Below are 21,823 nucleotides of genomic sequence, written 5' to 3' on the forward strand. Positions count from 1 at the left end.
AACCCGTGTGAGGGGTAAGCTGGCGTCAAGCTGGAACACCCCCTCATCCGTCTCGCGCCGATCCACCTTCTCCCACAAGAAGGGGAGAAGGCACAACTAGCCATGCGCAACCATCACATGCCGCACGGCGGTGTAATCCTCCAGTGCGTAGAGCGACATGTCCTTGCCGTAGCCGGACTGCTTCAACCCGCCATGCGGCATCTCGTTGGTCAGCATGAAGTGGGTGTTGATCCAGGTGCAGCCATATTGCAGGCGGGCGGCCGTCGCCATGGCGCGCGAGACATCCTTGGTCCATACGGATGACGCCAGGCCGTAGTCGCTGTCATTGGCCCAGTTCACCGCCTCGTCGACTTCCGAAAAACGAGTAACCGAGACGACCGGGCCGAACACTTCGCGGCGCACGATCTCATCTTCCTGCAGCGCGCCGGCGACGACGGTCGGCTGGTAATAGAAGCCGGAGCCCTCGCCCGGCTTGCCGCCGGTGGTGATCTCGATGTGTTTCAGTTCCGAGGCGCGCTCGACGAAGCTCGAGACGCGGTCGCGCTGGCGGCGCGAGATCAGCGGGCCGATTTCGTTTTCGGTATCATCGGGGCGGTCGTACTTGATGGTCGAGACGGCCGAGGAGAGATCGGCGACGAGCTTGTCGTAGATCTTCTTGCCGGCGTAGATGCGGCAGGCGGCGGTGCAGTCCTGGCCGGCATTGTAATAGCCGAAGGCACGCAGGCCGTTGACCACGGCGCCGAGGTCGGCGTCGTCGAAGACGATGACCGGCGCCTTGCCGCCGAGCTCGAGATGCGTGCGCTTGACCGACTTGGCGGCCGCCTGCAGCACCTTCTTGCCGGTGGCGACATCGCCGGTGATCGAGATCATGTTGACCTTGGGATGATTGATCAGCGTGTTGCCGACGCTGTCGCCGCGGCCGAGCACGACATTGACGACGCCTTCGGGCAGGATGTCCGCAAGGATTTTTGCCAGCTTCAGCGCCGTCAGCGGTGTCTGCTCGGACGGTTTGAAGACGACGGTGTTGCCGCCGGCGATCGCCGGCGCCAGCTTCCAGGCCATCATCATCAGCGGATAGTTCCACGGCGCGATGGAAGCGACGATGCCAATGGCATCGCGACGGACCATCGAGGTGTGGCCGGGAATGTATTCGCCAGCGACGACGCCCGGCATCGAACGGACGGCGCCGGCGAAGAAGCGGTAGCAATCGACGATCGCCGGGATTTCGTCATTGAGCACGGCGTTGATCGGCTTGCCGCAGTTGAGCGCCTCGAGCGTGGCGAACTCCTTCGCGTCGGCTTCGATGCGGTCGGCGATCTTCAGCAAATAGCCGGAGCGCTGCGCCGGCGTGGTGCGCGACCACAAGACGAACGCCTGTTCGGCAGCAGTGACCGCCGCCTCGATCTGCGCCTGGCTGGCCTCGGGCAGGTTGAGGATGGTCGCCCCGGTCTTTGGATTGAGGATCGGCTCCTCGGTCTCGGTGCCCTTCTCGAATTTCGAGCCGATCAGCATCTGGGTGTCCATAAGGTTTCTCCCTTTACAGAAGCGAGTAGCGAGTAGCTGAAAGCGAGTAGGGTTTGACCGTCGATGATCCCTCTTCGCTACTCCCTATTCGCTGTTTTTCATTTCCCGCTTCCAGCGATCTGGTCGCCGTCACGGCTGAGGTAATAAGCGGCAAGGATCGGCAGCAACGTCACCAGCATGACGACCATGGCAACGACATTGGTGACCGGGCGCTGGCGCGGACGGATCAGTTCTTCCAGCATCCAGATCGGCAGCGTCTGCTGCTGGCCGGCGGTGAAGGTGGTGACGATGACCTCGTCGAAGGACAGCGCGAAGGCCAGCATGCCGCCGGCAAGCAGCGCCGTGGCGATGTTGGGCAGCACGACATGGCGGAAGGTCTGAAAACCGTCGGCGCCGAGATCCATCGAGGCCTCGATCATCGAACCGGAAGTGCGGCGGAAACGGGCGACGGCGTTGTTGTAGACGACGACCACGCAGAAGGTGGCGTGGCCAAGCACGATCGTCCAGAACGAGAACGGGATGTCGGCCAGCGAAAAGGCCGAGCGCAGCGCAATGCCGGTAATGATGCCGGGCAGCGCGATCGGCAGGATGACCAGCAGCGAGATGGTTTCGCGGCCGAAGAATCTTGTCCGCGACACCGCCGCCGAACAGAGCGTGCCGAGGATGAGCGCGATCGCCGTCGAAATCGCGGCCACCCTGACCGACAGCGACAGCGCCTGCCAGACATCTGGCCGGTTCCAGGTCACGGCGAACCACTGCGTCGTCAGCCCTGGCGGCGGCCAGACGAAACTCTTCTCTTCGGTGGTGAAGGCATAGACGAAGATCAGCAGGATCGGCAGGTGCAGGAACAGCAGCCCGCAGGCGGCGGCAATCTTCAGGCCGAGCGGAGCCGACTGGGAACCATCAGAGCGCATCGAAGGCCCCCATGCGCTTGGCGCCCCAGAGATAGAAGCCCATGATGACGATCGGCACCACGGTGAAGGCGGCGGCGAGCGGGATGTTGCCGGCGGTGCCTTGCTGCGAATAGACCGCCTGGCCGATGAACAGACGCGAGGTGCCGATGATCTGCGGGATGATGTAATCGCCGAGCGTCAGCGAGAAGGTGAAGATCGAACCGGCGACGATGCCCGGCAGCGCCAGCGGAAACAGCACGTTGCGGAAGGTCTGTCCCGGTGAAGCGCCGAGGTCGGACGAGGCCTCGACCAGATTGCCGGGCACGCGCTCGAGCGCCGCCTGAACGGGGAGGATCATGAACGGCAGCCAGACATAGACGAAGACGATGAAGGTGCCGGTGAACGATACCGACAGGGAATTGCCGCCGACGATCGGCAGCGACAGCCAAGCGTCGAGAACCCACAACAAATGCAGCTTGGCGAGCAGCCAGGTGAGGATGCCTTCCTTGGCCAGGATCAGCTTCCAGGCGTAGATCTTGACCAGATAGCTCGACCACAGCGGCAGCATGATGCCGAGATAGAACAAGGCCTTCCAGCGGCCGCGCGCATAGCGCGCCGCGTAGTAGGCGATGGGGAAGGCGATGACGGCCGAGGCCAGCGTGACCAGAGCCGCCATCGTCACCGTGCGCAGGATGATGTCGAGATTGGCAGCCTGGAACAGATCGCCATAGGTCTTGAGCGTGAACTCGCGGTCGATGAGGCCGGAAAACTCGTCGATGGAGAAAAAGCTCTGCGCCAGCAGCGCAAACAGCGAGCCGATATAGACGATGCCCAGCCACAAAACCGGAGGCAGCAGCATGAGCAGCAACAGGACCTTCGGCTTGCGCCAGAAAAGGTCCGACAGAGCGCCGCGCAGACCGCCGCTACCCGGCAGGATGGCGGGAGCGGTTGCACGCACCATGGCGGCGTCGAGGCTCATGCCGGCTCGTCCATCAGATGCAGGTGCTCGCGGTTGAAGGTCAGCACCACCGCCTCGCCTTCTGCCGGCAAGGCGATGCCGGCCGGCACGATGGCGTGCAGCCGCAGCCCGTCGGCGTCGAGCGCCAGCTTTGTCGTGGCGCCGAGATAATTGGTCGAGACGAGGCGGGCCGACACACCTTCACCACTTGTGACCCCCTTGGCCGCGCGGCCGACGCGAATGGATTCGGGGCGGAGACTCCCCCAGCGATGCTGGCCGGAATAGCGCTGCACGAAATCCGGCGGCAGCACGTTGGAGGAGCCGACGAAATCGGCGACGAAGCGGGTCCTCGGCCGCTGGTAGATATCTTCCGGAGTGCCGATCTGCATGATCTTGCCATCGTTGAAGACGGCGACGCGGTCGGCCATCGACAGCGCTTCGCCCTGGTCGTGAGTGACGAAGACGAAGGTGATGCCGAGCGCCTTCTGCAGCGACTTCAACTCCTCCTGCATGTTCTCGCGCAATTTGAGGTCGAGCGCGCCGAGCGGCTCGTCGAGCAGCAGCACCTTTGGCTGGTTGACCAGCGCGCGGGCCAGTGCCACGCGCTGGCGCTGGCCACCGGAAAGCTGGCCGGGCCGGCGGGCGCCATAGCCGGGCAGCCGCACCAGTGACAGCGCCTCTTCCGCCGCCTTGTGCCGCTCAGCCTTGCCGACGCCCTTGACCATCAGGCCGTAGGCAACGTTGTCGAGCACGTTCAGATGCGGGAACAGCGCATAATCCTGAAACACGGTGTTGACGTTGCGGCGATAGGGCGGAACGCCCTCGGCGCGGTCGCCGAAGATCGAGATCGAGCCCGATGTCGGCTGCTCGAAGCCGGCGATGAGGCGCAGGCAAGTGGTCTTGCCGGAACCGGACGGCCCGAGCATGGCGAAGAATTCCCCAGGCGCGATGTCGAGATCGACCGCGTCGACCGCGCGCACGCTGCCGAAATGGCGCGAGGCTTTCTGGAAGGAGACGGCGGAGGTCATGGGCTGTCAGTCCGTTGCCGGTTTGATGTGTTGATGTCGCGCGACATCCTATCTCCCCCTTGTGGGGGTGAGAGGTGGTCCGCATAGCGGAGGAAAAGCCAATTGCTTGGCTTTTCGAGCTTCGAACGCCTGAGCCTTGCGAAGGGCCAGGCACTGCCACGAAGTGCCGAGCAGACCCCGCCCCGACGCTATGCGTCGACCCTCCCCACAAGGGGGAGGGTAAGGATGCTCATCGTCCGCCGATGACGCCGATATAGTCCGACACCCAGCGGTAGTAGGGCACGCACTGATCGTTCTGGGTGGCGCATTTCGACACCGGCGTCTTCCAGAACTTGATCTTGTCGAAGTTCTCGTAGCCGTTGGTCTTGCAACCCTCGTCGGTCAAAAGCTCATTGCCCTTGCAGGCGGCGGGCACGACGGGCAGTGAGCCGAACCAGGCTGAGACATCGCCCTGCACCTTCGGCGACAGCGAATGTTCCATCCACATATAGGCACAGTTGGGGTTGGCGGCGTCGGCCTCCATCATGGTGGTGTCGGCCCAACCGGTGGCGCCCTCCTCCGGGATGGTGGAAGCGACCGGCTTCTTGGCCGCGACCAGCGTGTTGACCTGATACGGCCACGAGCCGGAAGCGACGACGCCTTCGTTCTGGAAATCGTCGACCTGGATGGCGGCGTCGTGCCAATAGCGGCCAACCAGTGTGCGTTGGACGCGCAGCAATTCGAGCGCCGCCTTGTACTGGTCCTCGTTCAGTTCATAGGGATCCTTGATGCCGAGTTCCGGTTTGTGGAACATCAGATAGTTGGCCGCATCCGCAATGTGGATCGGCCCGTCATAGGCCTGGACGCGGCCCTTGTTGGACTTGCCGTCCGGCAGCTTCATTTCCTCAAAGACGATGTTCCAGCTCTTGGGAGCCTCCTTGAACACGTCGGTGTTGTACATCAGGACGTTGGGACCCCACTGGTAGGGAACGCCGTAGTGGGCGCCGCCGACGGTGAACCACGGCGCGTCCTTGAGGCGCTCGTCGACCGTCTTCCAGCTCGGGATGAGATCGGTGTTGATCGGCTGCACGCGCTTGCCGGCAACGAGGCGCAACGAGGCATCGCCCGAAGCGGTGACGAGGTCGAAGCCGCCCTCATTCATCAGCGAGACCATCTCGTCGGAGGTGTTGGCGGTCTTGACGTTGACCTTGCAGCCGGTCTCCTTCTCGAAGGAAGTCACCCAGTCATAGCCCTTGTCGGTTTCGCCGCGCTCGATGTAGCCCGGCCAGGCAACGATGTTGACCTGGCCTTCGCCCTTGCCAAGTTCCTTGACCTGGGCGACGGCCTGACCGGAAAAGGTCAGCGCGACCGTCAGAGCAGTGCACGACTTCAGGAATGAATTCATTGTCGATCTCCCATTTAGGCGCCTGACCCTGAAAGCCGGTTTCGGTCTTCGTTAGGGGTCACGCGCGGACTGAAAACTGTCAGTTCGTCCGTTGGGCTTGATGCCGCTCTGATGGCGGCTTTGGTCCCTGAACCGAAAGTGCTTTGAAAATTCCGGTTTCGCAAATTCATTTATCAGAAGGGCGATATCGATTTTTCCGATAGATGTGCAGCCGGCCTCTCAGGGACGCTGGCGGACCGTCCGTTGCGACTGGGCAAGACCGATGAAATCGCGCGCGGCCTGCGGCAGACCGGAGCCGCGCCGCCAGACCATGCCGACCTGGACCACCGGCAAGGAGCCGGAAATATCGCGCGATTCGATGCGGTCGCCTTCCAGCGACCAGGGCCGGTAGACGAGATCGGGCAGCAGCGCCACGCCGGCACCGGTGGCGACCAGACTGCGCACGGCCTCCACGGAACGGGTGCGGAAGGCGACATGCGGCTTGGCGCCGATCGCCGTCAGCAGCTTGCCGGTATTCTCCTCGATCTCGTCGACGGTCAGCATGATCAGCGTTTCGGAGGCAATGTCGCCAATGCTGATGATGTCGGCGCCGACGAGCGGATGACCGAGCGGCAGCCACAGCCGATAGGCCGAGACTTCGAGGATTTCCGACTGCAACGCGGTGCGGTCGCGCAAATTGGAGGTGACCATGACGGCAATGTCGAGCTTGCCGCCGATCAGGAGGTGTTCGAGATAATCGCCATTGTCCTCGATGGCAGAGACCTCGACGCCCGGATAGGCACGGCGGTAGCGGGCGAGCAGATCCGACAGCACATAGCCGGCGACCAGCGAGGTGACGCCGAGCTGCAGCCGGCCGGCCGCCACCGCCTGCTCGCCGGAGAAAGAGCGACGCGCGTCGGAAACATCGGCGAGGATTTTCGTCGCATGGCGCAGGAACTGGTGACCCTTGTGGGTGATGTTGAGGCCGCGCGGGTGGCGTTCGAACAGTTCGACGCCGAGATCGCTTTCGAGTTCCTTGATTGCTTCGGTGACCGACGATTGCGAGATGGAGAGGTTCTGGGCGGCGCCCGAGACCGTGCCTTGCTCGGCAACGGCGATGAAGAACTGCAGCTGGCGGATGGTGAAAGCCATGCCCGGACTAAACACCGGCGGCCGAACGAAGGAAAGCCGACTGCAGAGCTTATCCCATGACCTGAGAGCTGGCGCTCAACCGAGCGCCAACTTGATGCGCCGCCGGCATGCGGGGCCATAGCGCAGCGCAAGCATGAATGCCGTCTCCAGAGCCACGACGATGACAATGATGCGCAGGCCCACCGTGAAGGAGTCCCGGCCGCTGCCGCGCAGCAGATAGCCGGTGGTGAGAAAGCCCGCGTTCCAGAACGTGGCGCCGAGCAGCGTCGCGGCCGCGAAGGGCAACGCGGGCAGGCAGAGCGCGCCGGCGGCGATCGGCAGGTAATTGCGCACAGTCGGGATGAACTGCGCCAGCAAGGACACCCGGACGTGATTGCGCCGATAGGCCTGGCCGAGCCAGCGGTAGGTCGCGTGGCGCAGGAACACGTACTTGCCGAAACGCTCGACCAGCCTGTCGGCACGGGCAGGTCCAACCCGGCGGCCGACCGCATACCAGACAAGGCAGCCGCTGGCGGACGCAAGCGTCGTCACCATCAGCAGGATCGCCAGCGTCGAAGCATCCGGCGCCGCCGTCATGCCGAGGAACAGCAGCAGCACATGCGAGGGCGGGATTGGCAGGATCTTTTCGGTGAAGGCGAGGCAGAAGACGCCGAACAGACCGAAGCCGAGGATGGCCGCCAGCGGCCCCGTCATGCGAAGCGACATGGTGACGCCAACACCAAACGGCGCCACGGTCCATCTCTGGAGAAAAGACAAAGCATCAGGCAACCTTCATCCTGGATCCAACGCTTCGATCGGTCGGCGTGGCGTTTGCTGCAGTCAGCGTCGGACCCGAAATCCGTTGCATATGTCGGGTCCGACGCCTTGGCGCCGGCATACGAGGCGAATCGCGCACCGACTGGTTCTGTTTGCCGCGAATGGATTGCGTGGACATTGCGCCCCGGCGCGGATGAGACGTGTTTGACATCGACACCAATCGTAACTAACTAAGTTACATGAAGCGCAACAGCCGGCTGTCCTCTACCCTGCACATTCTCGTCCACATGGCCGAGAAGCCCGAACAGGCGCTGACCTCCGAGCAGCTTGCCACCTTCATCCACACCAATCCGGTCGTGGTCCGCCGCACCATCGCAGGCTTGCGCGACGCCGGCATCGTCACCTCGTCGCGCGGGCACGGTGGCGGCTGGCTGCTCGGGCGGGTGCCTGAGAAAATATCCCTGGCCGAGATCAGCGTCGCCCTTGGCGAGACGCTGCTGCCGTTCAGCACCGAGCCGGAAAGCCCCGGCTGCCTCGTCGAGCAGGCGGTGATCGCCGTGCTCGACGATTTTCGCATCGCCGCCGAAAGGCTGCTGGCGGAGAAGCTGAGCCGCATCACGCTGGCTGACCTGACCGCCGATTTCCGCCGCCGTTTTGACCTCATTGGAGTCTCCAGCCATGCAGTATGATCTTGCCGTCGTCGGCGGCAGCTTTGCCGGCCTGTCCGCCGCCATCCAAGTGGCGCGGGCAGGACGCAAGGTGCTGGTGATCGACGCCGGACGGCCGCGCAACCGCTTTGCCGAGCATTCGCACGGCTTCCTCGGACATGACGGGCGCGCGCCCGGCGCAATCCTGGATGACGCAAGGCGCCAACTACTGGCCTATCCGGCAGCCAGGGTTGTCGACGGGCGCGCCGACAAGGCCCTTGCCGCTGGCAGCAGCGATTTCGAAATCACCACCGAGGGTGGCGAGACATTCGGCGCGGCACGGCTGGTACTGGCCACTGGGGTGCGCGATATCCTGCCGGAGGTTGCCGGACTTGCCGAGCTCTGGGGAAAGAGCGTGCTGCACTGCCCCTATTGCCACGGCTACGAAGTTTCCGGCGGGCCGCTCGGCGTGCTCGCAACCGGTCCGATGTCCATGCATCAGGCACAGCTGATCACCGATTGGGGCGATGTCACGCTGTTCGGCAATGGCCTGTTCGAACCTGACACAGAGCAGATGCGCGCGCTGGAGAGCCGAAAGGTGCGGTTTGAGCCCACCAGCGTTGCCGAGCTAGAGGAAGACGGCTCCGGCGGATTGATCGTCCACCTCGACGACGGCAGAAAGGCCGGCGTCAGGGCGATGTTCACCGCTCCGCGCAATATCATGGCCAGCCCGCTGGCCGAACAGCTCGGCTGCGGCTTCACCGAAGGCCTCCTCGGCACGGTGATATCAGTCGACGACAGGCAGCAGACGACCGTGCCCGGCGTCTACGCCGCCGGCGACGCGGCACGTTCGATGCACAACATCGCCTTTGCAGTATCGGGTGGCACCTTTGCGGGCGTCTGCGCCCACCAATCGCTGGTCTTCGGCTAGAACCCGGCTTCCGCGCCGGCGATGCTGAGCCGGGCGCCGGCCTGCGCAAGGGCGGCGGCCAGGTCGTGCGGCGGCGAGCGGTCGGTGGCGAGTTCGGAAAAGCTGTCGAAGCCGCAGACCTGGACCAGACCAAGACGGCCGAATTTCGAGTGATCGGTGATGACGAGGGACCGCTGGCCGCGCGACAGCACCATGCGGGCGAACTCGGCCTCATCCAGATCAAAATCCATGACGCCCATCACCGCGTCGACGCCCCCGGTGGAAATGATGGCGTGACTGACCGAGAAGCGACTGACAAAATCGATCGCCGAGGCGCCGAAAGCAGCGCCGGAATCGCTGCGCAGCTCGCCGCCGGCCATATAGACCTTGTTGCCGTTGATGGTGGCCAGCGTGCGGGCGATGTCCGAGGAATTGGTGACGACCGTCAGGCGCCGGTGGCCGAGCAGTTCACGCGCAAGGAACGAGGTCGTCGTTCCGGTGTCGAGCATGATGGATTCCCCGTCGCGGATGGTGGCGGCGACCATGCGGGCAATGACGCGCTTGGCGTCGGCGTTCTCACGCATGCGCCGCTCGAACGGCGCTTCGCCGATCATTGACGGCAGGCCGATGGCGCCATGCATCTTGAGGACAGAGCCGTCACCGGTCAGCGGCTTGACGTCGCGGCGCACCGTCTCGAGCGACACGCCCAGCCGGTCGGCCAGACTGGCGATGGTGACGGTGCCCTCTTCCTGCAGGAGCCGCAGGATCTCGCCGTGTCGTTTGGACTGGGCCATCTGGTTTCCCGAACTGATGCTCTTGACCGATTCTAAGGTAATTCAATTGCTTTTAAAGGAACTACCTTATGCTTTCAGGCAAAATACCCGAAAAAAGTCACAGCTTTTTATTGACAAGCGGGAAACCCTGGCGTGAAATCAAAGACATCAACAGGCTTCAGATCTGCGACTGGGGGCAGAGCCGCAACTCAGCGATCAGGCCGTTTGGAACGTGCCTGTACAAGGAATTTTCAGATCCGCGGGGGCGGATGCCGGGCTCAAAAACCTGGCCAAGGGGCTCGTCGGTGCGGTGCGGGATACCGATCCTGGCGTCCCGCACCGACGAGATTATTTACGTTTCTCCCCGCCGTCGTTGCGCTGTTCACGGCGCCTTGTCGAAGCCCAGCAAACCAGGGATGATTCCGTGACCGCCGAAGATCGCATCCGCGCCCTGCCCTGCTGGACCGGTGGCATCGAGATCGCACCGCTGCCCGGCGGTCTGAGCAACGCGAATTATGTGGTCACGGACGCGGCGGGACGACACGTCGTGCGCTTCGGCAAGGACTATCCGTTCCACCATGTCTTTCGCGAGCGCGAGGTGATGACGGCGCGGGCGGCGCATGCCGCCGGTTTCGCGCCGGCCGTCCGCCATGCCGAACCGGGCATCATGGTCACAGAGTTTCTCGGCGCCAAGACCTATCTCGCCGAGGACGTACGCGCCAATCTTGGCCGCGTCGCAGCCCTGATGCGCGCCTTTCACCGGGAGATGCCCAATCACGTCTCCGGCGCCGGCTTCATGTTCTGGGTGTTCCATGTCATTCGCGACTATGCGCGCACGCTTGAAGAAGGCGGCAGCCGCAAGCGCAGCGACCTGCCGCGCCTGCTGACGCTGGCCGACGAACTGGAGCGCGCGCAGAAACTGCTGCCGATCGTCTTTGGCCACAATGATCTGTTGCCGGCCAACATTCTCGACGACGGCAACAGGCTGTGGCTGATCGACTTCGAATATGCCGGCTTCAACACGGCGATGTTCGACCTCGCAGGCGCCGCCTCCAACGCCGGCATGAGCGACGAGGAATCCTTCGCCTTCCTGACCGCCTATTTCATGAAAGAACCGGACGAAGCGATCCGCCGTTCGCACGCGGCCATGCAATGCGCCTCGCTGCTACGCGAGGCGACGTGGAGCATGGTGTCCGAGCTCTATCTCGACGCGCCCGGTATCGACTACGTCGCCTACACCGAGGAAAACCTCGCCCGGCTCGACACGGCGCTGGAAAACTACAGAACGAAGTACGGGATGCAGAAATCATGACATTGCCGACCCAGGCCGCCATCGTCGTCATCGGCGGTGGCATCATCGGCTGTTCGACGGCTTATCATCTGGCGCGCGACCACAAAGCCGATGTCGTTCTGCTCGAACAAGGCAAGCTGACCTCGGGCTCGACCTGGCATGCCGCCGGCCTTGTCGGCCAGTTGCGCTCGTCGGCTTCGATCACCCGCGTGCTGAAATACTCCGTCGACCTCTACAAGGGCCTCGAGGCCGAGACCGGCCTTGCCACCGGCTGGAAGATGACCGGCTGCCTCAGGCTCGCCACCAATGCCGACCGCTGGACCGAGTACAAAAGGCTGGCGACGACGGCGAAAAGCTTCGGCATGGACATGCAATTGCTATCACCGGCGGAAGTCAAGGCAATGTGGCCGCTCATGGAAACCGGCGATCTTGTCGGCGCCTCCTGGCTGCCGACCGATGGCCAGGCGAGCCCCTCCGACATCACGCAGTCGCTGGCCAAGGGCGCGCGCATGCATGGCGCCAAACTGTTCGAGGATGTCCGCGTCATCGGCTTCGAAATGAAGGACGGCCGCATCACGGCGGTGAAGACCAACAAGGGCGACATTGCTTGTGACAAGGTGGTCAACTGCGCCGGCCAGTGGGCGCGGCAGGTCGGCGCCATGGCCGGCATCAACGTGCCGCTGCAGCCGGTGAAGCACCAGTACATCATCACCGAGAAGATCGACGGACTGGCGACCGACGCGCCGACCATCCGCGATCCGGACCGGCGCACCTATTTCAAGGAAGAGGTCGGCGGGCTGGTGATGGGCGGCTATGAGCCGAACCCGCAGGCCTGGGCTACTGGTCTCCCCGGCGGTGACGTCCCCAATGATTGGGAATTCAGGCTGTTCGACGATGATTACGACCATTTCGAGCAGCACATGAGCCAAGCGATCGCGCGCGTGCCGGCACTGGAAACCGTCGGCGTCAAGCAGATGATCAACGGGCCGGAGAGTTTTACGCCGGACGGCAATTTCATTCTCGGCACAGCGCCCGAATGCGCCAACATGTTTGTCGGCGCCGGCTTCAACGCCTTCGGCATCGCCTCGGGCGGCGGCGCCGGCTGGGTGCTGGCGCAGTGGGTGGTCGATGGCGAAGCACCGCTCGACCTGTGGGTGGTCGACATCAGGCGCTTTTCCAATTTGCACCGTGACCGTCAGTGGGTCTGCGACCGCACGCTGGAGGCCTATGGCAAACACTATACGATCGGCTTTCCGCATGAGGAGTATGCCAGCGGGAGGCCGCGCATCGTCTCGCCGCTCTACGACAGGCTGAAACAGCAAAATGCCGTGTTCGGCTCGAAGCTCGGCTGGGAACGGCCTAACTGGTTCGCGCCCGAAGGCGTCGAGCCGCAGGACATCTATTCGATGGGCCGGCAGAACTGGTTTGTGGCGGTCGGCGACGAACACCGGCATGTGCGCGAAAAAGTCGGCATATTCGATCAATCCTCCTTCGCCAAATACGAGCTGAGCGGGCCCGATGCGCTGAAGGCGCTGGACTGGGTCTGCGCCAACGACGTCAGCAAGCCGGTCGGCCGGCTGACCTACACGCAGCTTCTCAACACACGCGGCGGCATCGAGGCCGATCTGACGGTGGCGCGGCTGGCCGAAGAGAAGTTCTACATCGTCACCGGCACAGGCTTCCGCACGCATGATTCCTCGTGGATCGGCGATCATATCGGCGAAGGGCTCGATGCCAGGCTTGTCGATGTCACCGAGGATTTCGGCACGCTGTCGCTGATGGGTCCTCGGGCGCGCGACGTGCTTTCGGCCGTGACCGAAGCCGACGTCTCAAACGTGAGCTTCCCGTTCGGCCATGTGCGTGAGATTGCCATCGCCGGCCACACAATTCGGGCGCTGCGCGTCACCTATGTCGGAGAACTGGGCTGGGAACTGCACGTGCCCATCGCGGCCACCGGCGAAGTCTTCGACGCGCTGATGGCGGCAGGCAAAAAGCACGACATCCGCCCGATCGGCTATCGGGCACTGGAATCGCTGCGGCTGGAAAAGGGCTATCGTGCCTGGGGCTCCGACATCACGCCCAACGACACGCCGCAGGAAGCCGGGCTCGGCTGGGCGGTCAAGCTGCGCAAGAACACGGATTTCATCGGACGGCGTGCGCTGGAGAAGACCAGCGGCACGGCAATGAAGAAACGCTTTGCCGGCTTCACGGTCGACGACCCCGAGATCGTGCTGCTCGGCCGCGAAACCATCCTGCGCAATGGCGAGCCTGTCGGTTATCTCACCAGCGGCGGTTATGGCTACACGCTGGGCAAGACCATCGGCTACGGCTACGTGCGCAACGCCGACGGGGTCAGCGACGATTTTCTCGCCTCGGGCGACTACGAACTGGTGGTTGCGATGGAGAGGACGCCGGCCAGGATCCACCTCGAGCCGATGTACGACCCGGCAGGCGCGAGGGTCAAAGCGTAGGTCAGGTCACGCGCAGTGCGAGGCCGCGGCTGGGCACGGTGTCGGCTTCGCCGGGCATCGAGACATAAGGGCGCGTTTCCTCGACGCGGGTGACGAGGCCCTGCGCCTCGAGCTCAGCGACGCGCGTGGCGAAGCCCTGATCCCACAGCGAGTTCTTGACCGTCAGCACGATGATGCCGCCCGGCCGGCATATGCGGATCAGTTCGTCCAGCCCCTCGACGCCGACATGACCTGATGTGAAGACGCCGGCCGAGATCACTCCGGCATAGGCATCATCGGCAAAGGGCAGATGACCGCCCAGCGCCAGGCAATGGAGCGCGGAATAGACACCCTTGCGGGCTGCCTGATCCAGCATGCCTTGTGAAATATCGAGTGCCTCGACTTGCGGGTAACCGGCAATATCAAGCCATTCGCCGATGAGACCGGTGCCGGCCCCGGCATCGAGCAGCGGTGCTGAACCGCGCGGCAGATGGCGGGTCAGCAGCGCAAGGCAGATCGTCGGATGGCGATAGCCGGCGGCCGACATGTCGGCGTCGTAGGTCTGCGACCAACGATCATAAAGTGCGGCGACCTCTTCGGGCCGCTTTGCCGCGTAGGCCGCGCCAAGCGCGCCCTGATGTTTGCTGTCCGCCACTTTGATCCAGTCCGCCAATTTTTGATCTCGCAGTGATGATAGCCAAAGCGCGAAAATTGTGGAACCGTTGCCGCGACAAATAACAGTGTGTGGGGGCGCAGGCATGATTACAGACGAGGCGCGTGCGGCACTGGACGCCATTCCCATGCTGGCCGGCTACAGCGGGCCGCTGGAACGGCTGGGCGGCCTCACCAACCTCGTCTTCAAGGCCGGCGACTTCTGCCTGCGCATTCCCGGCAAGGGCACCGAGGAATACATCAACCGTGCCAACGAGGCGGTGGCAGCGCGCGAGGCGGCAAATGCAGGGGTCAGTCCCGAGGTGCTGCATGTCGATGCCGGCACCGGGTTGATGGTGACACGCTACATCGCCGGCGCCGAAACCATGTCGGAGGAGAAATTCAAGGTTCGGCCGGGCAGTCCAGCCCGCGCCGGCGAGGCCTTTCGCAAGCTGCACAATTCAGGCGCGGTGTTTCCCTTCCGCTTCGAGCTGTTTGCGATGATCGACGACTATCTCAAGGTGCTGTCCACCAAGGAGATCGCCCTGCCCGCCGGCTATCATGACGTGGTGCGCGAGGCCGAGACAGTCCGGTCGGCGCTGGCCGCCCATCCGCTGCCGCTTGTCGCCTGTCATTGCGATCCGCTGTGCGAGAACTTCCTCGATACGGGCGAGCGGATGTGGATCGTCGACTGGGAATATTCGGGCATGAACGACCCGCTCTGGGACCTTGGCGACCTCTCCGTGGAAGGTAAATTCGATCTGGCGCAAGACGAAGAGATGATGCGCGCCTATTTCGGCGGCGAGGCGAGGCCGGCGCAGCGCGGCCGCATCGTCATCTACAAGGCGATGTGCGACCTGTTGTGGACGCTGTGGGGGCTGATCCAGCTCGCCAACAACAACCCGGTCGATGATTTTCGCGCCTATGCCGACGGGCGGTTCGCGCGCTGCAAGGCGCTGATGGAGACGTCCGAGTTTTCACGGCATCTGGCGGCGATCCGCCGGGGGTGAGCCTGGACTAATTCACGCCCTTCGGCACGTTTTCGGGCGGCACCGTGGTCTCGACCACTTTCTGGCGGTGGAAGATGAACAGGCCGGCGAGAACGACAATGCCCGAGCCGATCAGGATGCGCGGACCGGGAACGTCGCCGAAGAACACCAGTCCGAACACCACCGCCCACAGCAGCAGCGTGTAATGCAGCGGCGCCAGCGTTGAGGCCGGCGCCAGCTTGAGCGCCCTGGTGATCATCAGATGGGCGCCGCAGGAGACGATGCCGAGCAGCAGCATGGCGCCGAGATCGAGCGCCGACGGCGTCTGCCAGGCGCCGATGCTCAGCACGCCGCCGACCAGCAGCGTGCCGATGGTCTGCCATGTCACCAGATTGGTGTCGCTGGTGCCACGCAGCCGGCGGTTGAGGATGATGGCGAAGGCGAAGGAGATACTGCCCACCAGCGCAAAACCCGATGACAGCGAGAAGGCCGCCGAGGACGGTTTCAGCATGATCAGCACACCGCAGAAGCCGAGCAGGATCGCCATCCAGCGGCGCCAGCCGACCTTTTCGCCAAGCAAGAGGTGCGAGAGTGCCGCGACGTAGATCGGCCCCGCCATGTAGAAACTCATCACATCGGCCAGCGGCAGATAGACCACGGCGGCATAGAAGAGCGCAGTGTCGAGCGTGGTCATCACCACCCGCAGCAGCTGCAGCTCCAGGCGTTCCATGCGAAACAGCTTGGCCGGGCCCTGGTTGGCGATCATCGGGCCGAGCACGAAGAAGGCGCCGATGGAGCGGATCAGCACCACCTGGCCGACGGAGAAGCTGGCGACCAGCCATTTGCCCATGGCGTCGTTCAGCGCAAACAGGAAATCGCCGGCCAGCATCAGCAGAATGCCGGCCAAAAGCACATTCCTGATCGTCGAATTCTGCGCCACGGGCTGCGTCATGCCGATCCCGATTCCTCCCTGGTAGCCGCGTCGTAGACGGAAGTGGCTGCCTTGACGAGGAGAATTCGGGCAATGGGTAAGACCAGCGCCGGGAATCGGCTGTATCTAGAGCATGATGCCGAAAAGTGTGAAGCGGTTTTCGGACGACATCATGCTCTATCTCTTTGATTGGAGCTGGATATGTGCCGCCGGTTCACCATTCCCGGCCTTCCGCCGATGGACAGCCTGGTTTCCTGCTTCGTCCGCTCCGCCACCACCTTGCCCCTGGCGATGACGCACAGGCGCTCGGCGCGCAGCCGCAGGGCCTCGACCGGATTGCCGGCATCGAGGACGACAAGGCTGGCGCGCTTGCCGACCGCCAGGCCGAGATGATCGAGGCCCATGATCGCGGCATTGACGTTGGTGACCATGTCGAAGCAGCGCGCCATCTCTGCCGGGCTCGACATCTGAGCGACGTGCAGACCCATGAAGGCGACATCGAGCATATCGGCGGTGCCCAGCGAATACCAGGGATCGAGCACGCAATCCTGGCCCCAGCCGACGCGAATGCCGAGCGCCAGCATCTCCTTGACCCGGGTCAGGCCGCGGCGCTTCGGGAAGGTGTCGTGGCGGCCCTGCAGCATGATGTTGATCAGCGGATTGGGAATGACCGAGACGCCGGCCTCGGCGATCAGCGGCAGCAGCTTCGAGACGTAGTAATTGTCCATCGAATGCATCGAGGTGAGGTGCGAACCGGCGACCTTGCCCTGCAGATCAAGACGCTGCGTTTCATAGGCCAACTGCTCGATATGGCGCGACAGCGGATCATCGGTCTCGTCGCAATGCAGGTCGACCATCAGGCCGCGGCTGGCCGCGATCTCGCACAGCTCCGTTACCGAGCGCGTGCCGTCGGCCATGGTGCGCTCGAAATGCGGGATGCCGCCGACAATGTCGACGCCCATGTCGAGCGCGCGGATGGTGTTTTCACGCGCCGATGGAGAGCGATAAAACCCGTCCTGCGGGAAGGCGACCAATTGCAGGTCGATGTAGGGAGCGACCGTCTTCTTGACCTCGAGCAACGCCTCGACCGCCAGCAGGCGGTCATCGCAGACATCGACATGGGTGCGGATGGCGAGCAGGCCCATCGACACCGCCCAGTCGCAATAGGCCAGCGCGCGATCACGCACCGCCTCATGCGTCAAAAGCGGCTTCAACTCGCCCCACAGCGAAATGCCTTCGAGCAGCGTACCCGACGCGTTGATGCGCGGAATGCCGTAGGAGAGCGTCGCATCCATGTGGAAATGCGGATCGACGAAGGGCGGCGAGACCAGATTGCCACGGGCGTCGACCTCGGTCCGCGCGGAACCCTGGAGAACGGGCTCGATCGTCGCGATCGTCTCACCGTTGATGCCGATGTCGGCAACCCTGCCATCAGGCAGTGTGCCGCCGCGAACGATAAGGTCGAAATCCATCCGTCGTCATCCCGTCAAAAGAATCATCTGATATAGCCGAGGCTGAAAATCGCATCCCGTCGATGCCGCTTGCAACAGCGATTTGTCCGCGGCGGCCGCGGATGGTTTCATCCGGCCGCAACTCCCTCTATAAGCCACCTTCGTTGTCCCGGTTTCAAGGATCCGCCGTTTGTTTCGTTTCTTCCGCTCGACGGAAAACCAGCGCCTCGTCGCGAGGTTGATCCGGGAATCCTTTTATCAGCACAGGTTTGGCTACGGCGCCGCGATCTTGTCGATGCTTGTGGTGGCCGCCACGACCGGCGCCAGCGCCTGGATTCTCAAAGAGATCACCGACGAATTCGTAGTCTTCAAGCGGATTGACCGGGTCAACCTGATTGCGGGCGGGGTCGCCACGATCTTCATCCTCAAGGGCCTCGCCAACTTCATTCAGGCCTATTTCATGAGCCGTGTCGGCAACGCCATCATCGCCGACCGCCAGCGCAAGATCTACGACCGCATCCTGGCGCAAGGCATCGAATTCTACCATTCGACCTCGTCGTCCGACCTGATCACACGCATGACCAACAATGCGCAGGCGGCACGCAACGTGCTCGACCTCGTTGTCACGTCCTATGTGCGCGATCTGTTGTCGCTGGTCGTCCTGGTAGGAGTCATGGTCTGGCAGCAGCCAGCCTTGTCCATAATCTGCTTCGTCGTCGGCCCCTTGGCTATCTACGGGGTCAACCGCATCCTGAAACGTGTTCGCAAGTTCGCCGCGATGGAGTTTCGCTCGGTCGGCCAGATCGTGCAGGTGATGCAGGAAACGGCAATCGGCGTGCGCGTCGTCAAATCCTTCAACCTCGAAGGCGCAATGCGCAACCGCATGTACAAAGCGGTGTCGGACGTCGAGAACCGGGCCAACAACATCGCGACGCTGGAGGCTGCGACAAGCCCGGTGATGGAGACGCTGGCCGGGCTGGCAATTGCCGGGGCCATCTTCGTCAGTGGCTTCCTGGTCTTGCAGGGCGGCCAAATGCCGGGAAACATCATGGCCTTCATCGGGGCACTCCTGTTTGCCTATGAGCCGGCAAAGCGCCTTGCGCGCGTGCGTATATCGCTGGAAAGCGGCATTGTCGGCGTGCGCATGATGTTCGAGCTCGCCGACCAGCCGCTCACTCTGGTCGAGAAGCCGGACGCGAAGCCGCTTCTGGCCGGACCGGGCGAGATCCGGTTCGACGCCGTCGACTTCGCTTATCAGAAAGGGCCGCCGGTGCTGGACAGGTTCGATCTGACGCTTGCGCCCGGCAAGATGACGGCGCTGGTCGGGCCTTCCGGTGGCGGCAAGTCGACGATTCTAAACCTGATCATGCGCATGTATGATCCGCAGAGCGGCAGGGTGCTGTTCGACGGTCAGGATATTTCCCATGCGACGCTCGCATCGCTGCGGGAAAAGATCGCCTATGTCAGCCAGGATACGTTCCTGTTTGCCGGCACCATCATGCACAACATCCGGCTTGGGCGCGAGGGTGCGACCGACGATGAGGTGATCGCCGCCGCCAAGGCGGCCAACGCGCATGACTTCATCAGCGCGCAGGCGAAAGGCTACGAGACGGATGTCGGCGAGAATGGCGGCCTACTGTCGGGCGGCCAGCGCCAACGGATCTCGATCGCACGCGCCATGCTGCGCAATGCGGAGATCCTGCTGCTGGACGAAGCGACCAGCGCGCTCGACGCCGAATCGGAAGCGCTGTTCCGCGACGCGCTGCAGCAATTGACGGAAGGCCGCACGACGATCGTCATCGCGCACCGTCTGTCGACCGTGCACCAGGCCGACACAATCGTGGTGCTCGAAGCCGGCAAGGTGGTGGAAAGCGGCCCGCACAAGGCCTTGCTCAAGCAGGGCGGGCTCTATCAGAAGCTCTATGAGTATCAGTTGATGCCGTAGCACTTCTCTTCCCTTCCCCCCCCTTGTGGGGGAAGGTGGATCGGCGCGCGGCGCCGAGACGGATGAGGGGTGTTCCAGCGGAGTGAGACGTCGGTGTTCTCTGGACCACCCCTCATCCGTCGCCTGCGGCGACATCTTCTCCCACAGGGGAGAAGGAAGAAACCTCACTCCGGCACAAACCTCACCGCGCCCTTGGCCGCGCTGGTGGCCATGGCGGCATAGGCGCGCAAGGCGGTCGTCACCTTGCGCTTGCGCTTTTCCTCAGGCTTCCAGGCCAGGGCGCCCCTGGCCTCCATCGCCGCCCGGCGCGCAGCGAGTTCCGCCTCATCGACAGCCAGGCGGATGCTGCGGTTCGGGATGTCGATCTCGATCGTATCGCCCTCCTGCACCAGTCCGATCAAACCGCCTTCGGCAGCTTCCGGCGACGCATGGCCGATCGACAGACCCGAGGTGCCGCCGGAGAAGCGGCCGTCAGTAACCAGAGCGCAGGCCTTGCCGAGGCCCTTCGACTTCAGATAGCTGGTCGGATAGAGCATCTCCTGCATGCCGGGGCCGCCGCGCGGTCCTTCATAGCGGATGACGACGACATCGCCGGCCTTGATCTCATTGGACAGGATCGCCTTGACGCTGGAATCCTGGCTTTCGAACACGCGGGCCGGGCCGGTGAATTTCAGGATCGATTCATCGACGCCCGCCGTCTTCACGATGCAGCCGTCGAGCGCCAGATTGCCCTTCAGCACGGCAAGGCCGCCATCCTTGGAAAAGGGATGTTCGGTCGAGCGGATAACGCCTTTCTCGCGGTCGAGATCGAGCTCGTCCCAGCGGCGCTCCTGGCTGAAGGCGACCTGCGTCGGCACGCCGCCAGGGGCGGCGAGGAAGAAATCGCGCACGCTCTGGCTGGTCGTGCGGGAAATGTCCCAATGGTCGAGCGCCTCGCCCAGGGTTGACGTATGCACCGTCGGCAGGTCGCGGTTGAGCAGGCCGGCATTGTCGAGCTGGCCGAGGATCGCCATGATGCCGCCGGCGCGGTGGACGTCTTCCATGTGGACGTCGGACTTGGCGGGCGCAACCTTGCACAGCACCGGCACCTTGCGCGACAGCGCGTCGATGTCGTCCTGATCGAAATCGATCTCGCCCTCATGCGCGGCAGCCAGGATGTGCAGCACGGTGTTGGTCGAACCGCCCATGGCGATGTCGAGCGTCATGGCGTTCTCGAAAGCGCCCTTCGAGGCGATGTTGCGCGGCAGTGCGGTTTCGTCGTCCTGTTCGTAATAGCGCTGGGCGAGATCGACGATCAGGTGGCCGGCCTCGACGAACAGACGCTTGCGGTCGGCATGCGTCGCCAATGTCGAGCCGTTGCCGGGCAGCGACAGGCCAAGCGCCTCGGTCAAACAATTCATCGAATTGGCGGTGAACATGCCCGAGCAGGAGCCGCAGGTCGGGCAGGCCGAGCGCTCGATGACCTTGACATCCTCATCGGAGATCTTGTCGTCGGCGGCCGCGACCATGGCATCGACCAGATCGAGCGCCTGCGTCTTGCCGGCGAGCACCACCTTGCCGGCTTCCATTGGACCGCCGGAGACGAAGACGGTCGGGATGTTGAGGCGCAACGAGGCCATCAGCATGCCGGGCGTGATCTTGTCGCAATTGGAGATGCAGACCATGGCGTCGGCGCAATGCGCGTTGACCATGTATTCGACGGAATCGGCGATCAGCTCGCGCGACGGGAGCGAATAGAGCATGCCGTCATGGCCCATGGCGATGCCGTCATCGACGGCGATGGTGTTGAATTCCTTGGCAACGCCGCCGGCCTTTTCGATCTCGCGCGCGACCAATTGGCCGAGATCCTTCAGATGGACATGGCCCGGCACGAACTGAGTGAAGGAGTTGACCACCGCAATGATCGGCTTGCCGAAATCCGAGTCCTTCATGCCGGTGGCGCGCCAGAGGCCGCGAGCGCCGGCCATGTTGCGGCCATGGGTGGTGGTGCGGGAACGATAGGCAGGCATGTTTTTTCCTTGGTGGCTGGCCGCAGCCCAGAAATGGCGCGGCAGAGCTGAATTCGGACCGCAGGCGTTATAGACGCCCAAGTATGGTCTGGCCACAATTTT

At 63.5% G+C, this 21,823-nt stretch carries 18 protein-coding genes; 6 read left to right on the forward strand and 12 right to left on the reverse strand.

The window, feature by feature from the left end:
* Nucleotides 1-96 precede the first annotated feature (96 nt).
* The 7 genes from MESCI_RS00735 to MESCI_RS00765 form a co-directional block, all read right to left on the reverse strand.
* Nucleotides 97-1,524, reverse strand: coding sequence for a gamma-aminobutyraldehyde dehydrogenase (locus tag MESCI_RS00735; RefSeq protein ID WP_013528020.1), 1,428 nt, complete (start codon nt 1,522-1,524; stop codon nt 97-99).
* 98 nt (nt 1,525-1,622) lie between these two features.
* On the reverse strand, nt 1,623-2,438 hold the full coding sequence (locus MESCI_RS00740) for an ABC transporter permease (protein WP_013528021.1): 816 nt from the start codon (nt 2,436-2,438) through the stop codon (nt 1,623-1,625).
* Nucleotides 2,428-3,378: an ABC transporter permease gene (locus MESCI_RS00745; RefSeq protein ID WP_210161359.1), complete on the reverse strand. Its 951-nt coding sequence runs from the start codon at nt 3,376-3,378 to the stop codon at nt 2,428-2,430. Before MESCI_RS00745 ends, MESCI_RS00740 begins: the two co-directional genes overlap by 11 nt.
* A gap of 14 nt (nt 3,379-3,392) precedes the next feature.
* Complete coding sequence (locus tag MESCI_RS00750; RefSeq protein ID WP_013528023.1) at nt 3,393-4,403, reverse strand: ABC transporter ATP-binding protein; 1,011 nt, start codon at nt 4,401-4,403, stop codon at nt 3,393-3,395.
* Nucleotides 4,404-4,632: 229 nt separating this feature from the next.
* Nucleotides 4,633-5,787 (reverse strand): ABC transporter substrate-binding protein, encoded by a 1,155-nt coding sequence (locus MESCI_RS00755; RefSeq protein ID WP_013528024.1) that lies wholly within the window; start codon nt 5,785-5,787, stop codon nt 4,633-4,635.
* 219 nt (nt 5,788-6,006) lie between these two features.
* Nucleotides 6,007-6,918: a LysR family transcriptional regulator gene (locus MESCI_RS00760; protein ID WP_013528025.1), complete on the reverse strand. Its 912-nt coding sequence runs from the start codon at nt 6,916-6,918 to the stop codon at nt 6,007-6,009.
* Between the two features lie 75 nt (nt 6,919-6,993).
* Nucleotides 6,994-7,650 (reverse strand): DedA family protein, encoded by a 657-nt coding sequence (locus MESCI_RS00765; protein WP_013528026.1) that lies wholly within the window; start codon nt 7,648-7,650, stop codon nt 6,994-6,996.
* Nucleotides 7,651-7,913: 263 nt separating this feature from the next.
* Here MESCI_RS00765 and MESCI_RS00770 point away from each other — a divergent pair, with 263 nt between their 5' ends.
* Both MESCI_RS00770 and MESCI_RS00775 read left to right on the forward strand, forming a co-directional pair.
* The gene (locus MESCI_RS00770; protein ID WP_013528027.1) at nt 7,914-8,363 is read left to right on the forward strand and encodes an RrF2 family transcriptional regulator; all 450 of its coding nucleotides are present in this window, start codon (nt 7,914-7,916) and stop codon (nt 8,361-8,363) included.
* Nucleotides 8,353-9,252, forward strand: a complete 900-nt coding sequence (locus MESCI_RS00775) for an NAD(P)/FAD-dependent oxidoreductase (RefSeq protein WP_013528028.1) — start codon at nt 8,353-8,355, stop codon at nt 9,250-9,252. The genes MESCI_RS00770 and MESCI_RS00775 overlap by 11 nt, the downstream gene beginning before the upstream one ends.
* On the opposite strand, the gene MESCI_RS00780 is transcribed toward MESCI_RS00775, so the two are convergent.
* Nucleotides 9,249-10,025, reverse strand: a complete 777-nt coding sequence (locus MESCI_RS00780) for a DeoR/GlpR family DNA-binding transcription regulator (RefSeq protein WP_013528029.1) — start codon at nt 10,023-10,025, stop codon at nt 9,249-9,251. The genes MESCI_RS00775 and MESCI_RS00780 overlap by 4 nt on opposite strands.
* A 403-nt stretch (nt 10,026-10,428) precedes the next feature.
* Here MESCI_RS00780 and MESCI_RS00785 point away from each other — a divergent pair, with 403 nt between their 5' ends.
* Both MESCI_RS00785 and MESCI_RS00790 read left to right on the forward strand, forming a co-directional pair.
* Entirely contained in the window at nt 10,429-11,316 is an 888-nt protein-coding gene (locus tag MESCI_RS00785; protein ID WP_013528030.1) for a phosphotransferase family protein, read from the forward strand.
* Complete coding sequence (locus MESCI_RS00790) at nt 11,313-13,766, forward strand: GcvT family protein (RefSeq protein WP_013528031.1); 2,454 nt, start codon at nt 11,313-11,315, stop codon at nt 13,764-13,766. Before MESCI_RS00785 ends, MESCI_RS00790 begins: the two co-directional genes overlap by 4 nt.
* A gap of 1 nt (nt 13,767) precedes the next feature.
* Here MESCI_RS00790 and MESCI_RS00795 read toward each other — a convergent pair whose 3' ends face one another.
* Nucleotides 13,768-14,400 (reverse strand): class I SAM-dependent DNA methyltransferase, encoded by a 633-nt coding sequence (locus MESCI_RS00795; RefSeq protein WP_164753586.1) that lies wholly within the window; start codon nt 14,398-14,400, stop codon nt 13,768-13,770.
* 103 nt (nt 14,401-14,503) lie between these two features.
* Here MESCI_RS00795 and MESCI_RS00800 point away from each other — a divergent pair, with 103 nt between their 5' ends.
* Nucleotides 14,504-15,406: a phosphotransferase family protein gene (locus tag MESCI_RS00800; protein WP_013528033.1), complete on the forward strand. Its 903-nt coding sequence runs from the start codon at nt 14,504-14,506 to the stop codon at nt 15,404-15,406.
* A gap of 7 nt (nt 15,407-15,413) precedes the next feature.
* Here the strand turns inward: MESCI_RS00800 and MESCI_RS00805 are convergent, their stop codons facing one another.
* Complete coding sequence (locus tag MESCI_RS00805) at nt 15,414-16,337, reverse strand: DMT family transporter (protein WP_013528034.1); 924 nt, start codon at nt 16,335-16,337, stop codon at nt 15,414-15,416.
* 149 nt (nt 16,338-16,486) lie between these two features.
* Nucleotides 16,487-17,788: an amidohydrolase family protein gene (locus MESCI_RS00810; RefSeq protein ID WP_013528035.1), complete on the reverse strand. Its 1,302-nt coding sequence runs from the start codon at nt 17,786-17,788 to the stop codon at nt 16,487-16,489.
* Nucleotides 17,789-17,957: 169 nt separating this feature from the next.
* On the opposite strand from MESCI_RS00810, the gene MESCI_RS00815 reads away from it, so the two are divergent.
* Nucleotides 17,958-19,712 carry an ABC transporter ATP-binding protein gene (locus MESCI_RS00815; protein ID WP_013528036.1) on the forward strand — a complete coding sequence of 585 codons (1,755 nt, stop codon included), beginning with the start codon at nt 17,958-17,960 and terminating at the stop codon, nt 19,710-19,712.
* 164 nt (nt 19,713-19,876) lie between these two features.
* Here MESCI_RS00815 and ilvD read toward each other — a convergent pair whose 3' ends face one another.
* Complete coding sequence (gene ilvD / locus MESCI_RS00820; protein ID WP_013528037.1) at nt 19,877-21,721, reverse strand: dihydroxy-acid dehydratase; 1,845 nt, start codon at nt 21,719-21,721, stop codon at nt 19,877-19,879.
* Between the last annotated feature and the right edge of the window lie 102 nt (nt 21,722-21,823).

Source organism: Mesorhizobium ciceri biovar biserrulae WSM1271 (assembly GCF_000185905.1).
In the GTDB taxonomy this organism is placed as follows: Bacteria; Pseudomonadota; Alphaproteobacteria; order Rhizobiales; family Rhizobiaceae; genus Mesorhizobium; species Mesorhizobium ciceri.